Origin of the sequence: Streptomyces sp. NPDC059169, from assembly GCF_042755225.1 — a bacterium.
Taxonomy (GTDB): Bacteria; Actinomycetota; Actinomycetes; order Streptomycetales; family Streptomycetaceae; genus Streptomyces.
Genome location: NZ_JBHZCF010000005.1, coordinates 41,070 through 54,619, shown reverse-complemented (window position 1 = coordinate 54,619; position 13,550 = coordinate 41,070). Strand labels below are relative to the sequence as shown.

12 protein-coding genes are annotated in these 13,550 nt (G+C 70.8%); 4 read left to right on the top strand and 8 right to left on the bottom strand.

The features are described from left to right. Positions 1–18: 18 nt before the first annotated feature. Positions 19–1,776, bottom strand: coding sequence for an MFS transporter (locus ACFXOM_RS10945; protein ID WP_385037699.1), 1,758 nt, complete (start codon positions 1,774–1,776; stop codon positions 19–21). Between the two features lie 429 nt (positions 1,777–2,205). Between ACFXOM_RS10945 and ACFXOM_RS10940 the strand changes: the two genes are divergently transcribed. Then, the gene (locus ACFXOM_RS10940; RefSeq protein WP_385037696.1) at positions 2,206–3,219 is read left to right on the top strand and encodes a phosphatase PAP2 family protein; all 1,014 of its coding nucleotides are present in this window, start codon (positions 2,206–2,208) and stop codon (positions 3,217–3,219) included. Between the two features lie 118 nt (positions 3,220–3,337). On the opposite strand, the gene ACFXOM_RS10935 is transcribed toward ACFXOM_RS10940, so the two are convergent. Continuing rightward, a complete protein-coding gene (locus ACFXOM_RS10935) occupies positions 3,338–3,553 on the bottom strand; it encodes an I78 family peptidase inhibitor (RefSeq protein WP_384940418.1) in 216 nt (71 codons plus the stop codon). 466 nt (positions 3,554–4,019) lie between these two features. On the opposite strand from ACFXOM_RS10935, the gene ctaD reads away from it, so the two are divergent. Then, positions 4,020–5,717, top strand: coding sequence for a cytochrome c oxidase subunit I (ctaD, locus tag ACFXOM_RS10930; RefSeq protein WP_384940420.1), 1,698 nt, complete (start codon positions 4,020–4,022; stop codon positions 5,715–5,717). On the opposite strand, the gene ACFXOM_RS10925 is transcribed toward ctaD, so the two are convergent. The 3 genes from ACFXOM_RS10925 to ACFXOM_RS10915 all read right to left on the bottom strand — a co-directional run bounded on the left by ACFXOM_RS10925 (position 5,674) and on the right by ACFXOM_RS10915 (position 8,900). Further along, positions 5,674–6,633, bottom strand: a complete 960-nt coding sequence (locus ACFXOM_RS10925; protein WP_384943924.1) for a helix-turn-helix transcriptional regulator — start codon at positions 6,631–6,633, stop codon at positions 5,674–5,676. The genes ctaD and ACFXOM_RS10925 overlap by 44 nt on opposite strands. A gap of 165 nt (positions 6,634–6,798) precedes the next feature. Beyond that, entirely contained in the window at positions 6,799–7,620 is an 822-nt protein-coding gene (locus ACFXOM_RS10920; protein WP_384940424.1) for a hypothetical protein, read from the bottom strand. Then, positions 7,617–8,900: a glycosyltransferase family 4 protein gene (locus ACFXOM_RS10915; RefSeq protein ID WP_384940503.1), complete on the bottom strand. Its 1,284-nt coding sequence runs from the start codon at positions 8,898–8,900 to the stop codon at positions 7,617–7,619. Before ACFXOM_RS10915 ends, ACFXOM_RS10920 begins: the two co-directional genes overlap by 4 nt. Positions 8,901–9,220: 320 nt before the next feature. On the opposite strand from ACFXOM_RS10915, the gene ACFXOM_RS10910 reads away from it, so the two are divergent. Further along, entirely contained in the window at positions 9,221–10,030 is an 810-nt protein-coding gene (locus tag ACFXOM_RS10910; protein WP_384940426.1) for a hypothetical protein, read from the top strand. 67 nt (positions 10,031–10,097) lie between these two features. Beyond that, on the top strand, positions 10,098–10,448 hold the full coding sequence (locus tag ACFXOM_RS10905; RefSeq protein WP_385037693.1) for a hypothetical protein: 351 nt from the start codon (positions 10,098–10,100) through the stop codon (positions 10,446–10,448). A gap of 53 nt (positions 10,449–10,501) precedes the next feature. On the opposite strand, the gene der is transcribed toward ACFXOM_RS10905, so the two are convergent. From der to cmk, 3 genes are all read right to left on the bottom strand, one after another. After that, a complete protein-coding gene (gene der / locus ACFXOM_RS10900) occupies positions 10,502–11,950 on the bottom strand; it encodes a ribosome biogenesis GTPase Der (RefSeq protein WP_384940430.1) in 1,449 nt (482 codons plus the stop codon). A gap of 76 nt (positions 11,951–12,026) precedes the next feature. After that, positions 12,027–12,656, bottom strand: a complete 630-nt coding sequence (locus ACFXOM_RS10895) for a lysophospholipid acyltransferase family protein (protein WP_385037869.1) — start codon at positions 12,654–12,656, stop codon at positions 12,027–12,029. 53 nt (positions 12,657–12,709) lie between these two features. Next, entirely contained in the window at positions 12,710–13,417 is a 708-nt protein-coding gene (gene cmk / locus ACFXOM_RS10890; RefSeq protein ID WP_384940432.1) for a (d)CMP kinase, read from the bottom strand. Positions 13,418–13,550: the final 133 nt, after the last annotated feature.

Sequence of the window (13,550 nt, the reverse complement as noted above, 5' to 3'; positions counted from 1 at the left end):
CGGCGCTGACGTTACGGCTCAGTGTGCCGTGCGTCCAGAGCGGGCGGGAGCAGCTGCTTCCGCGGGCGTGCGGCGTGCCGGGACGGACACTTCACGACGGGCCGGCGGTACGTCCGGCCGGCGACCGGCCATCGACACGTCCGACTCGCGACGGGTCTTCTCGCACACGGAGCCGTCGTAGGTCTGAGCGCCCGTCGGCTGCTCGGGCACACCCGGCAGTTCGGACGGCTCCGCCTCACGGGCCGCGCACTCCATGACCGTCGGGAGCCGGAGGGCCGCCAGCGCTCCTGCGAGCAACAGGCCGGCGCTGACGAAGAGCGTCACGTGGAGGCCGTGGACGAAGGAACGGCGCGCCGCGAGGTGCAGCGCCTCGCCGACCGGGCCGCCCAGCTGCGCCGCCACCTGGTAGGCCTCGCCCAACGAGTTGGCCGCGGCGGACCGGGCCGCCTGCGGGGCGCTCGTCACCACATCGAGGCCAGGCGCGTAGGAGGCGTTCATGACGCTGCCGAGCAGCGCGATCCCCATCCCTGCACCCAGCTGGTAGGAAGTCTCGCCGATGGCCGCGGCACCGCCGGCCTGCTCGGCGGGTGCTTCACTGAGCATCGACTCGTAGGCGGCGAAGAGCGTGGTCTGCAGGCCGAAACCGAGCAGGACGAACCCGCAGGTGAGCAACAGCGGCCGGTCGTGCTGCCCCATCAAGGTCAGCAGCAGCACGGCTGCAGCGGTCAGGACGAAACCCCAGCCGACCATCCGGCGTGGCCCGAGGCGCCCCAGGGTGAACGAGCCGGTGGCACCCGCCGCCATGGCCGCGAAGGTCAGCGGAAGCAGCCGCAGACCGGTCTCGAGCGGGCTCAGTCCGAGGACGAGCTGGAGGTACTGGACGGCGATCAGTTCCAGGCCGACCAGCGCCAGCATCGCGAGGACGATGCAGCCGACCGAAGTGGAGAACGTCGCCCGCGCGAACATGCGGATGTCGATGAGCGGGTGGGTACGGCGCTTCTGGCGGCGGACGAACAGGGCGACCAGCAGGGCACCCACGACCAGCGGGCCCGTGGTCCACGGATCGGCGAGCCCGTCGCCGGCGCCGAGGCGCTTCACGCCGAGGACCACACCGAGGACGCCGGTCGCGGCCGTCAGAGCGCCGAGCACGTCCCAGGGACCATCACCGTTGCCCCGGGACTCGGGGAGCAGCCACCGTCCGACCGGCAGGATCAGCGCCATCAGGGGGATGTTGATCAGGAAGACCGAGCCCCACCAGAAGTGCTGGACGAGGAAGCCGCCCAGCACGGGCCCGGTCGCGGCACCCACCGCGGCGACGGCGGTCCAGATGCCGATGGCGGTGGCTCGTTCACGGCGGTCCGGGAAGACCGCCCGAAGTATGGAGAGCGTCGCCGGCATGATCATCGCGCCGCCGACGCCGAGCAGGGCCCTGGCGGCGACGAGCACCGTGGGGGTGGTCGCGAGCGCTGCGACGGCGGAGGCCACGCCGAAGAGCGCGTAGCCGAGCAGCAGGATGCGGCGGCGCCCCACCCGGTCGCCGAGCGTGCCGAAGAGGATCAGCAGCGACGCGCACACCAGGGGGTAGGCGTCGACGATCCAGAGCAGAGCGACCCCGCTGGGGCGCAGGTCCTCGGTGACGGCGGGTACGGCGACGTGCAGCACGGTCGCGTCCAGCGCGACGAACAGCAGGCTCACGCACAGGACGAGGAGGACGACCCAGCGGTTGGCACCGCCACCGGTGGCACGCGGGCGTGCGGCCGTGGTCGTCCGATTCATGTACGTACCTCCCAGGTGATTCCCTCGCGCTCGGCGGGCCCGACGGGGACCGGTCGGGTCCCTCGGTCGGCCCGGCATCGACGGGCGAGTGATCAGCCAGGGTACGCGAGTCCGGGGCGCCGGCGCGTGGTGCACCTCTCACCTCGTCCGGGACCACGGTGTGGCGTACGCCACGCCCGGGTACCCGGAGGGTGCCGCCCCAAGTGCTCCAAACGGCCCCGGAATCCGGTGGAGCAATCGCATGAACGCTTTTCTCCGTCTACAAACACATATCCGAAATGAGTCGCCCGAATTGACGGAACCCGGCCTCTCAGAATTCCCCCGCCCCTTTGAATGAATGTACGACTGAGACCTACTCCACATCACATCGTCATCACGAAGAGCCTGGTTCGGCCTGCCGCCACACTCACTCGCTGTAACGTCGATTGGGTGCGTACCGACATCTTTGCCCGTCTGGACCGGGAGCCGGAGCCGCCGAAGATAGAGATCCCGCGGATAAGCCGCACCCGTCTCGCCCTCTTCGGCGGGACGTCGGCGTTCTATCTGGCCATCGTCGTCGCCGTGCTCATCTCGTCCTGGCTGGTGATCGTCGACTGGAAGGTCATGCTCTTCCGGCCCTACCAGCAGTGGCCGGAACTCCATGCGTTCCTCGACTACTTCGTCGTCCTCGGACAGCGCGGCCCCACCGCCGTGATGGTGGCGGCATGGCTCGGCTGGCGCTCCTGGCGCCAGCACACCCTTCGCCCGCTGCTGGCCCTCGGCGCCTCGCTGCTCCTGCTGAACGCGACCGTGGGAGCGGTGAAGCTCGGGCTGGGCCGCCTCGGCCCCCACTACGCGACACAGATCGGCTCCGCCGAGCTCTTCGCCGGCGGCGATATATTTCCTTCAGGACACACCGCCAACGCCGTCGTGACCTGGGGAATCCTCGCGTACCTGGCCACCACCCCGAGAGCGAGGCGCTATCTGTCGGCGCTCTCGGCCGTGGTCGCCCTCGGCGTCGGGCTGACGACCGTCTACCTCGGCACGCACTGGCTGAGCGACGTGCTGCTCGGCTGGGCCGCGGGGCTGCTGATCCTGCTCGCCCTGCCGTGGTGCGAGCCGCTGATCGGCCACACCGAGTCCTTCATCCTCTCGCTGCGCGACCAGTGGCGCGCCCGCCGTCGGCCGGTGCCTTCGCTGCCGGTCGCTGCCGGTGGGCTGCGGCCCACGATGTTCGCCCAGCGCGCGGTGGCAGAAGGGAGCGGCGAGCCGGTGCGCCAGCCGGTCGGGGCCGGCTCGGGTCGGACGACCTCCCGGAGTGCCTCGGCGGCGCCGTCCGGCACCACGAAGGCCCAGCTCGCCCAGGCGCGCCAGCATCCGCACACGGTGCGCTCGGAGCGCACGCCCGTCACGCCGGTCGGCAGCCGCAGACCATCGCGTTCGCGTCACCTGGCGGGCGGCTGACGCCGGGTACGGCGATGCGGCACGCAGCCGCCCGGCTTCCCGCTGAAGGCCCCGACGGTCGTCGGGGCCTTCGCCTTTGGTGACGCCCGCACCGGCCCGCGGTGCGGGCCGGGCCGGCTCAGCCCTTCCAGCAGCGGACCACCGTGTCCTGGTCGACCTCGAAGTTCAGCCGGCCCTGCAGGTACTCCATCGTGATGATCGATCCCGGCGGGAGTGCCCTGACGGTGGTCCACCCCCGGCTGCGGGCGAGTTGCGCGGCCCGGTCGGCGTCGAGGCCGACGTACGACTCGGGTGCGTCGTCGGGTTGTTCCGGGGGTGTCGGTGTCGGTGCCATGGGATCACCGTAGGTGGCAGCGGACGGTGACGGAAGGCTGTCGCGTCGGGCCCCGCAGAGGCGTGCGCACACGCGCCAGACACCTCACATACCCCACCGGTCACACTTGTGTCACAAGATCAAGGCAAGCGTTTGACCGCGATTCGGGCAGCGACGCAGGCGAAACGGGGGCGCCGGTGCAGGAATTGCGCAGAATTCCCGCAGGCCGGGATCCGGCCGGGAAATGGATGCGGAATTCCGCCGCCCCGCTCACAATTCCGCGTTCGACCACCAGCCGAAAACGGACCTTCCTTACGCAGATCACACTTACGGATGAATCGGTCGATCACCCGTTCGCGTATCCCGTGCACGCGCAGCCGTGTCAGCGCCCGGTCGCACGGGGGCGCGTGACTAGCATCGTGCCTCCAGTCCGAGACCGAACCACTGCTGGACGAGGCCCCGTGCCGCGGACCGCGAGGGGGCAACGATGGGCACGGGCACCGCCGAGACCACCTCCTCGTCGGCGCCACCGCGCCCGAAGGGCCGAGTGGTGGTGGAGTGGCTCACGACCACCGATCACAAGAAGATCGGACACCTGTACCTGGTCACGTCGTTCGGCTTCTTCCTGATCGCCGGGCTCCTGGCCATGCTGATGCGCGCCGAGCTGGCCCGTCCCGGCCTCCAACTCCTGTCGAACCAGTCGTACAACCAGGCCATCACCCTGCACGGCGCGATCATGCTGTTGCTCTTCGCGACCCCTACCTTCGCCGGATTCGCCAACGAGATCGTGCCCCTGCAGATCGGCGCCCCCGACGTGGCCTTCCCCCGGCTGAACATGCTGTCGTACTGGCTGTTCCTCTTCGGCGGGCTGATGGTCCTCGCATCGCTGCTGGTACCGACCGGTCCCGCCGCCTTCGGGTGGACCGCGTACGCTCCGCTCAACAGTCTGGACCGCTCCCCCGGTACCGGAGTCGACCTCTGGATCATGGGACTGGCGCTCTCCGGCTTCGGCACGATCCTCACCTCGGTGAACTTCCTGGCGACGATCATCGGTATGCGCGCCCCTGGCATGACGATGTTCCGTCTGCCGATCTTCACCTGGAACGTGCTGTTCACCACCATCCTGGTGCTGGTGGCGTTCCCGGTGCTGGCGGCGGCGCTGCTGGTGCTGGAGTCCGATCGCCGGTTCGGCTCGGTGGTCTTCGAACCCGGCAACGGCGGCGCCCTGCTGTGGCAACACCTGTTCTGGTTCTTCGGCCACCCCGAGGTGTACATCATCGCCCTGCCGTTCTTCGGCATCATCACGGAGATCATCCCCGTCTTCTCCCGCAAGCCGATCTTCGGCTACGCGACGCTCGTGGGGGCCACGATGGCCATCACCGGGCTCTCGGTGGTGGTGTGGGCGCACCACATGTTCGCCACCGGCGCGGTCCTCCTCCCGTTCTTCTCCCTGCTGTCCTTCCTGATCGCCGTGCCGACGGGGGTGAAGTTCTTCAACTGGACCGGCACGATGCTGAACGGCTCGCTGTCGTTCGAGACGCCGATGCTGTGGTGCATCGGCTTCCTGGTGAGCTTCCTGTTCGGAGGGCTGACCGGGGTCATCATCGCCTCCCCGCCGATGGACTTCCCGACCACCGACAGCTACTTCATCGTGGGCCACTTCCACTACACGGTCTTCGGCACCGTCGTCTTCGCCATGTTCGCCGGCTTCTACTTCTGGTGGCCGAAGTTCACCGGCCGGATGCTCGACGAACGCCTCGGCAAGATCCACTTCTGGACGCTCTTCATCGGCTTCCAGATCACGTTCCTGGTACAACACTGGCTGGGGGCGGAGGGCATGCCCCGCCGGTACGCGGACTACCTGGCGGCCGACGGCTTCACCACGCTCAACACGGTCTCGACCATCGGCGCCTTCCTGCTGGGCTTCTCCACGCTGCCCTTCCTCTACAACGTCTGGAGGACGCAGAAGTACGGTGCCCGGGTCACCACCGACGACCCGTGGGGGTACGGACGATCGTTGGAGTGGGCGACCTCCTGCCCACCGCCCCGCCACAACTTCGAAGCCATCCCCCGGGTGCGCTCGGAGTCCCCGGCGTTCGACCTGAACCACCCCGGGTTCGCCACGGCCCCGGTACGACAGGTCACTCCCCGAGAGCCCGGGACAACCGGTCCCGGATCGCCCTGACGTGCAGCGTGAGCTCCGGCGGCTCGACCACCTCGAAGTCGAAACCCATGAGCGCCACGTGGATGACCATCACGTCCAGGTTGGCGGCACCCGTGTGCAGCAGACAGCTGTCCGGACCCTCGGGCTCGACGACCCCGGCTGACGGCGGCACCGCGTCCGCCGCCCGTTCCGCGGGAACGCGCAGCCTGATCACCGCCCGCTCCGCGTACGCGTCCGTCGACACGCCCTTCGACACGTACGCCGCAAGGTCCTCGGCCGGCGGCGTGCGCGGGGCGAACCGCGGACCGTGCGGCGGCCTGGGCGTGATCCGATCCACCCGGAACGTCCGCCAGTCGGCGCGCTCCACGTCCCAGGCGACGAGGTACCAGCGGCGTTCGGTACACACCAAGCGGTGCGGTTCCACCGTGCGGCGGGTCGCGGCCCCCTGGTGGTCGCGGTACTCGAAGCGCAGCCGCTCGCTGTCCCGGCAGGCGTTGGCGAGCTCGGTCAGCACGGAGGGGTCGGCCTGTGCCCGGGGGGCCCGCACCATCGGAACGGTGAAGGCGTTGAGCGCCGACACACGGCGGCGGAGCCGGTGGGGGAGCACCTGCTCCAGCTTCGCCAGGGCACGTACGGACGTCTCGCCGATGCCCTCGACGCCGTTGCCCGCGGCGGTCCGCAGGCCGACCGCGACGGCGACGGCCTCCTCGTCGTCGAGGAGCAGGGGCGGCAACTCCGCCCCCGCGCCGAGCTGGTAGCCGCCGCCGGTGCCCGGGCTCGCGTTGACGGGGTAGCCGAGCTCACGCAGCCGGTCGACGTCCCGCCGGACGGTGCGCGGCGTGACGCCGAGCCGCTCCGCCAGGTCGGCGCCCGACCATTCGCGATGAGCCTGCAACAGGGAGAGCAGACGCAGGAGTCGTGCCGAGGTTTCCAGCATGGGGTGAGTGTGCCAGCAGATCAGGACGGACGAGGTCCGCGAGGCCGTCTTCGCCCGCGCCCGCACCGGCGGCTTCGAGCGGCGTGATCCCCGGCCGCGAACGCGGGGTCGCCGGGAGGCCGCCCGGCCCGCCCACGGGACCCCACGACCGGCGTCGGCCCGGGTTCACCGGCGGTGGCTGACGGCGCCGTCGGCCACCGCCGGCGCCGTCAGCCGGATGCAGAGGTCGTTCTCGGCGTTGTAGCAGGGGACGGCCCGGTAGCCCTCGGTCTCGTGCACGGGATACACGTAGACGTTCCGACGGTCCCACACGTCGTCGAGGATGCGCGAGATCCGCACCGGTTCTGCGCCCGCCGCCGGCTGCAGCCAGAGCGTCCACTGCCGGTCGGTTCCTGTGGGCATCCCGTCCGGCTCACCGGCGAGCGTCGAGAACGACAGGGTGAAGGAGAACTCCCCGCCCGCACAGGCCGCCGCGGCCCGGTGCGTGGTGTCGCCCGACCTGGCCTCGACCGACGCTCCGTCCCCGGGCTCCGCTCCGTACAGCGCGCCCCGAACCGTGCACGCTCCCTGTTCGAAAGTGATGTCGCCGGCCTCGGCGTGCGGTTCGCGCACCCAGGAGCGGACGGCGAGGCGGCCCGTGGTCGTCGGGTACGGCACACGGGCGGCGACCCGCCCGGCGTCGGGCACCCGGTCGATGAGCGACCGCAGGTCGCGGATCCCGGACTCGACGGCCGTGTCGTCGTCGGTGTGCGCGTCCCAGTGGCCCTCGGCCAGCTCCATCGTGCTCGGCAGCACCGCACGCGAACGGTCCGTACCGGTGGGGGTGAGCGGCAGCCGCACGGTGTCCGTCGTGGCCGTGCCGCCCCGCCTGCGCAGTACGAGGGCGGCGCCGGGCCTCGCGAGCCCCGCTATGTCGAAGGTGATGCCGCCCGCGGAGTCGGCGATGCAATCGGCACGCGGCGTCCGCCGCCCGCTGGACGTGGTCATGCCGTCCTCCCCTTACGCATCACATCGGCGGCCTTGTACCTCAGGCCGTAGGCCGCGTCGAGCACCACACCGCGCGAGCGGTGCACGGCGTCCCGCAGGACGCCGCGGGTCCGGCCGTTCCCGCCCCGGGAGAGCAGCTCGGTGAAGAGCGCCTCGTGGCGTTCGGCGATCCGCTGCGGGTCGAACCGGGCCGATGCCGCGAGGGCCGCCTCGCCGGTCCGCCGCCGCAGTTCATCGTCGTTGATCAGGCCGAGGAGGGCGTCGGCGACCGCGTCCTCGTCGCCGACGGGAACGAGACGTCCGTCGACCCCGTCCTCGATGATCTCGCCGGGACCGTGTGGGCAGTCGGTGGAGACGACGGGCAGACCGCAGCGCATCGCCTCGACGATCGTCATCCCGAAGGACTCCATGCTCGATGTGACGGCGGCGAGCGAGCCCTTGACCCACTCCGGCTCCAGCGGGTTGGCGGGCCCCATCAGGAAGACGTGGTTGTGCAGTCCGCGTTGTTCGACGAGGGTCAGGAGGGAGTTCTTCTCGTTGCCGGTCGCATCGCCACTGCCGTAGATGCGCAGCCGCCAGTCGGGGCGCTCGGCGACCACCTTCGAGAAGGCCTTGACCAGCAGGTCATAGCGCTTGACCCGGGTGAGCCGACCGGCCGCGATCACCCACTTGCTCGTGGCGTCGCAGGGCGCGACGGTAGGCGCGGGCACGCTGTTGGGCACGGACTCGATCCGCACTCCGGGCAGCCTCAGCCGGGTGCGGTACGACTGCGCGTCGGCCCGGGTGACGGTGGTGATCGCGTCGAGTATGGCGTAGCGGTGACCGATCTCGCGGCGCAACCGGTACCCGTGGCTGTCCAGCGTGAGGTGTTCCTGCCCCACCCGGACGGGACCGCGGCGGGCCTGGCGGGCGATGTGGACGTTCAGTCCGGGTCGGGTGCCGACGACGACGTCGGCGTCGAGCGTCTTCAGGTGGGCGGCGATCCGGGCGTCGGTGAGGCGGCTGTACTGCTTCCAGCGGCCGTCGCCGCGCGGGAACACCCGTGCGGGCCGGGTGTAGTCGGGGTGCGTCCCGTCGTACGTGGGGCTGCCCCTGCGCAGGTCCAGGAGGTGGCGCATGCGGACTCCCGCGGGGGCGTCGAGCGTCGGCTCCTCGCGGTGGCGGAAGACCGAGACGATCTCCACGTCGTGGCGCTCGGCAAGGACCTCCGCCAGGTTGAAGGTGGAGCGGATCGTCCCGCCGATCCCGTAGGCGTTGTGGAGCAGGAACGAGATGTGCATGCGCCGGTGCACTCCCCTGGGGTTCATGGTCATCGACAAGCGACTGTACTGGGAGCCCGCAGTCCGGGGCCGAGCCGGGCCCGTAAGGACCCGTCGGATTCCCGGTTCGGCGCGCCGTTCGAGTGGCCGTCGCCGCGCGTGGACTCCCTCCGGGGACGTAGACCGCCTCGCCCTGTCGACGATTTGTCGATCTGTCACTGTGACGATCTGTCTCCTGCGGTCCGCTTCCCGCGTGACTCCCGCAGCGACTCGCCCGTTGTGCTCGTCATGAGCCGGGTACCGCCCGGCAGCAACCACGCACCGAGTCCGAGGAGCCACCCGTGCCGCGCATGCTCGACGTCAGCGAGGACGTACGCGCCGAGATCGGCGACGAAGAAGCCGACCGGCTGCTCGCCGGCGAGAACGCCCCGGGCAGCTACGACTGCACCTCCTGCCGCACCCCGGGAGACTCCGCGCAGGAACGCACCAGCACCGTGCTGTTCGTCGGCGAGGAGACCGCTGTCCTCGCCTTCGCCCACGCCAGCTGCATCCCCTCCCAGGTCGTCCAGGTCGCCGAGGAGCAACTCCGGGGAGCCGTCCGCTCCATCACCGGCGGGGCACAGGCCACCGCCGCACAGCCGTACGAGGGTCAGAACGCGCCGTTGGGCGGGGCGCCCGAGCAGGCCGTGCTCGGCGTGACGAGCGGACTGGTCCTGATCGAGGACGAGTTGCACCCTGCGCTCGTGGTCGAGCCGACGTCCCCGATCGCCCGTCCCGGGTCGGCCGGCGGTGGCGACGACTTCCTTCCGTTGCTGATCGAGCAGGGATTCCTGCCGGTCTCCGCCGTGAACCAGGTGCCGCGGACCCTGCCGGGATGGTCGGTGCTGCTCGCCATGGGCCAGCTGCACGCCGTGCTGCAGCCGGGGACCGGAGGCGCCGGTCAGGTCGCCTGGTGGCAGGCCCATCAGCCGCTCCAGGTCACCGAGGGATGGCGTACGGCGGCCAACAAGTCGCACACGGTGCTGGTGTTCGCCGCCCCGGTCGGATCCATCGGCCAGCAGCCGCGCGAGGACCTGCTGCGCGACGCACTGGACAAGGCCGCGGCGAACGGCCGGCTCGTGGCCGCCGCCATGCCCCTGGCCGGCACGTGAGGACCTCCGTGTCGCAGCATGACGCTTCCGACCCGCTATCCCCCGGACGCGACCGCATCCCAGTGGCATGCGGGTCGTTGGCTCAGACGTGCACACATACGACCCCAACCGGCAGCCGTACGAGGGCCTGATCCCTTCCATGCGCACGGCGCACGACGCCTCGGTGGAACCGTCCCCCACCCCCATCTACGACGCGCTGTGCTCCGAGTACCGCATGGCGTTCCGGACCCTGCCCGGGGACCGAAGTGGCGAGGAGGACCTGGAGTTCACGGCGTTCGACAGCGGCAGGTCGGGGGCGGTCGGCCGCGGCGGATTCACCGGTCAGGCAGGATTCGGCGGACACCCCTTCTGGCACACGGGCGCTCGGCACCCGCACACCCACACGGCCCTGCCGCCGGCACCCCGACGAAGCATGTGAGAAGACGCGAAGTGGCCGGGGCGGCAGCCCCCCCGCCCACTTCGTCGTGTGGGCTACTTCTTCTTCCCGCGCTTTTCGCGCACCCGCACCGAGATGTGGATCGGGGTGCCCTCGAAGCCGAACTCCTCGCGCAGCCGACGCTCGACGAAGCGTCGGTAGCCGTGCTCCAGGAAGCCGGAGGCGAACAGCACGAAGCGGGGCGGCTTCGTGCCCGCCTGGGTGCCGAAGAGGATGCGGGGCTGCTTGCCGCCGCGGATCGGGTGCGGGTGCGCCGCCACCAGCTCGCCGAGGAAGGCGTTGAGCCGCCCGGTCGGAACGCGGGTCTCCCAGCCTTCCAGCGCGGTTTCGATCGCCGGCACCAGCTTGTCCATGTGCCGGCCGGTGCGGGCCGAGACGTTGACCCGGGGCGCCCAGGAAACCTGCTGCATCTCGGTCTCGATCTCGCGCTCCAGGTAGTAGCGCCGCTCCTCGTCGAGGGTGTCCCACTTGTTGTAGGCGATGACGAGCGCCCGGCCCGCCTCGACGGCCATGGTGATGATCCGCTGGTCCTGGACCGAGATGGACTCGCTGGTGTCGATGAGGACGACGGCGACCTCCGCCTTCTCGACCGCGGCCGCGGTGCGCAGCGAGGCGTAGTAGTCGGCGCCCTCCTGGAGGTGGACGCGCTTGCGGATTCCCGCGGTGTCCACGAACTTCCAGGTGGTACCGCCGAGTTCGATGAGCTCGTCGACCGGGTCGCGGGTGGTGCCCGCCATCTCGTCGACGACGACGCGCTCTTCGCCCGCCACCTTGTTCAGCAGGGAGGACTTGCCGACGTTCGGGCGACCGATGAGCGCGATGCGGCGCGGGCCGCCGACCACGCTGCCGAAGGTCTGTGCGGGCGCGTCGGGAAGGGCTTTGAGGACCTCGTCGAGCAGGTCTCCGGTGCCCCGGCCGTGCAGTGCCGAGACCGGGAACGGCTCGCCCAGCCCCAACGACCAGAGCATGGCGGCATCCGCCTCGCCGGAGGGGCCGTCCACCTTGTTGGCGGCGAGCACGACCGGCTTGCCCGCGCGGCGCAGCAACTTGACGACGGCCTCGTCGGTATCGGTGGCCCCGACGGTCGCGTCCACGACGAAGACGACGGCGTCGGCGGCCTCGATGGCGAATTCGGCCTGGGCGGCGACGGAGGCGTCGATGCCGAGGACGTCCTGCTCCCAGCCGCCGGTGTCGACGACCTTGAAGCGGCGACCGGCCCACTCGGCCTCGTACGTGACGCGGTCGCGGGTGACGCCCGGCTTGTCCTCCACGACGGCCTCACGACGGCCGATGATGCGATTCACCAGGGTCGACTTGCCGACGTTCGGACGGCCGACGACGGCGAGGACGGGCAGCGGGCCGTGTCCCGCCTCCTCGATCGCGCCCTCGACGTCCGCGAGGTCGAAGCCCTCCTCCGCGGCGAGCTCCATGAACTCCGCGTACTCGGTGTCGCCGAGTGCCCCGTGGTCGTGCTGGTCGTTCATGAAGTCCGTTCCTCGTTCATTCGTGGTGGTCGGTGAGCGCTCGGCGGGAGCCGCGGGCCCACTACTGAAGTCTCGCTCAGCGGCCCGTGAGGCGCTTTGCGTTTTCCAGGTGGGCGGTGAGCCGCTCCTGGATGCGCACGGTCGCCTCGTCCAGCGCCTTGCGCGTACGGCGGCCGCTGCCGTCCCCGGCCCGGAACGCCTCGCCGAAGACGATGTCGCACCGGCTGCGCAGCGGCGGCAGGGCCGGTATCAGCCGCCCGCCGCGGGCGGACCGGTCGCCCGCCTCGTCGGATTCCCTGCCGTCGCGGCCCGTGGTGCCGAGCACGGCCACCGGCACGATCGGCGCGCCGGAGCGCACGGCGAAGTAGGCGAGGCCGGCGCGGATCGAGGTGAAGTCGCCCTGTCCGCGGGTCCCCTCGGGGAAGATCCCGAGGACGCCACCGCATTCGAGGACGCGGAGGGCATGGGTGACGGCGGCGCGGTCGGTGCTGTCGCGGTCCACCTCGAGTTGGCCGATCCCGCGGAGGAAACGGCCGAGGGGACCGACGAAGATCTCCTTCTTGATGAGGAAGTGCACCGGACGGGGGGCCGTACCCATGAGCATCGGCCCGTCGATGATGTGCGCGTGGTTGACGGCGAGGATGACCGGCCCGTCGGCCGGGACCTGCCAGGCTCCGAGGACCCGGGGCTTCCACAGCCCGTACATCAGGCCGATGCCGATCCGCCGGCCGACGGCGGCGCCCCTCGTGGACGGTACGGTCACCGGGCGGCCCGCTTCTCCTCGTACTCAGCCGTACCCCGGCGCTCCTCCACCAGGGTGACCACGCACTCGATGACCTGCGCGAGGGTGAGCTCGGTGGTGTCGACTTCGACGGCGTCTGCGGCCTTGGCCAGCGGAGAGGTCTTGCGGCTGGAGTCGGCCGCGTCCCTCTTGACCAGTGCTTCGCGGGTGGTGGCGAGGTCGGCCGCCTCCTTGCCCTTGAGCTCACCGCTGCGACGTGCGGCGCGGGCCTCCGGCGAGGCGGTGAGGAAGACCTTCAGGTCCGCGTCGGGCAGGACGGTGGTGCCGATGTCCCTGCCCTCGACGACGATGCCCTTCTCGGCGGCGGCGGCGATGGACCGCTGCAGCTCGGTGATCCTGGCGCGCACCTCGGGGACCGCGCTGACGGCGCTGACCTTGGCGGTCACCTCCTGCGTGCGGATCGGACCGGCGGCGTCCACCCCGTCGACGGTGATCGTCGGCGCGAGCGGATCGGTGCCCGACTCGATCGCGGGCTTCCCCGCGGCGTTGGCGATCGCCTCGGGATCGGCGACGTCGACGCCGTTGCTGATCATCCACCAGGTGATCGCCCGGTACTGCGCACCCGTGTCCAGGTAGCTCAGGCCCAGCTCTGCGGCGACCGCCTTGGAGGTGCTCGACTTGCCCGTGCCGGAGGGGCCGTCGATGGCGACGATCACGGATTCCACGGTGTCGGAGACCTTCCTCATACGCGTTTGCGGGCAGGCCGGAATGCCAAGGTGCCCCGCACAAGGTTACCGAGTGCGGCAACCTGCCATGCACCCGTGCGGGGGACCCCGGCCCGAGCCCGCGCCACGGGGC

Coding starts and splice junctions, on each gene's coding strand:
- ACFXOM_RS10945 (WP_385037699.1), bottom strand. CDS start 1,776: ATGAATCGGACGACCACGGCCGCACGCCCGCGTGCCACCGGTGGCGGT.
- ACFXOM_RS10935 (WP_384940418.1), bottom strand. CDS start 3,553: ATGGCACCGACACCGACACCCCCGGAACAACCCGACGACGCACCCGAG.
- ctaD (WP_384940420.1), top strand. CDS start 4,020: ATGGGCACGGGCACCGCCGAGACCACCTCCTCGTCGGCGCCACCGCGC.
- ACFXOM_RS10925 (WP_384943924.1), bottom strand. CDS start 6,633: ATGCTGGAAACCTCGGCACGACTCCTGCGTCTGCTCTCCCTGTTGCAG.
- ACFXOM_RS10920 (WP_384940424.1), bottom strand. CDS start 7,620: ATGACCACGTCCAGCGGGCGGCGGACGCCGCGTGCCGATTGCATCGCC.
- ACFXOM_RS10915 (WP_384940503.1), bottom strand. CDS start 8,900: ATGCACATCTCGTTCCTGCTCCACAACGCCTACGGGATCGGCGGGACG.
- ACFXOM_RS10905 (WP_385037693.1), top strand. CDS start 10,098: ATGCGGGTCGTTGGCTCAGACGTGCACACATACGACCCCAACCGGCAG.
- der (WP_384940430.1), bottom strand. CDS start 11,950: ATGAACGACCAGCACGACCACGGGGCACTCGGCGACACCGAGTACGCG.
- ACFXOM_RS10895 (WP_385037869.1), bottom strand. CDS start 12,656: ATGTACGGGCTGTGGAAGCCCCGGGTCCTCGGAGCCTGGCAGGTCCCG.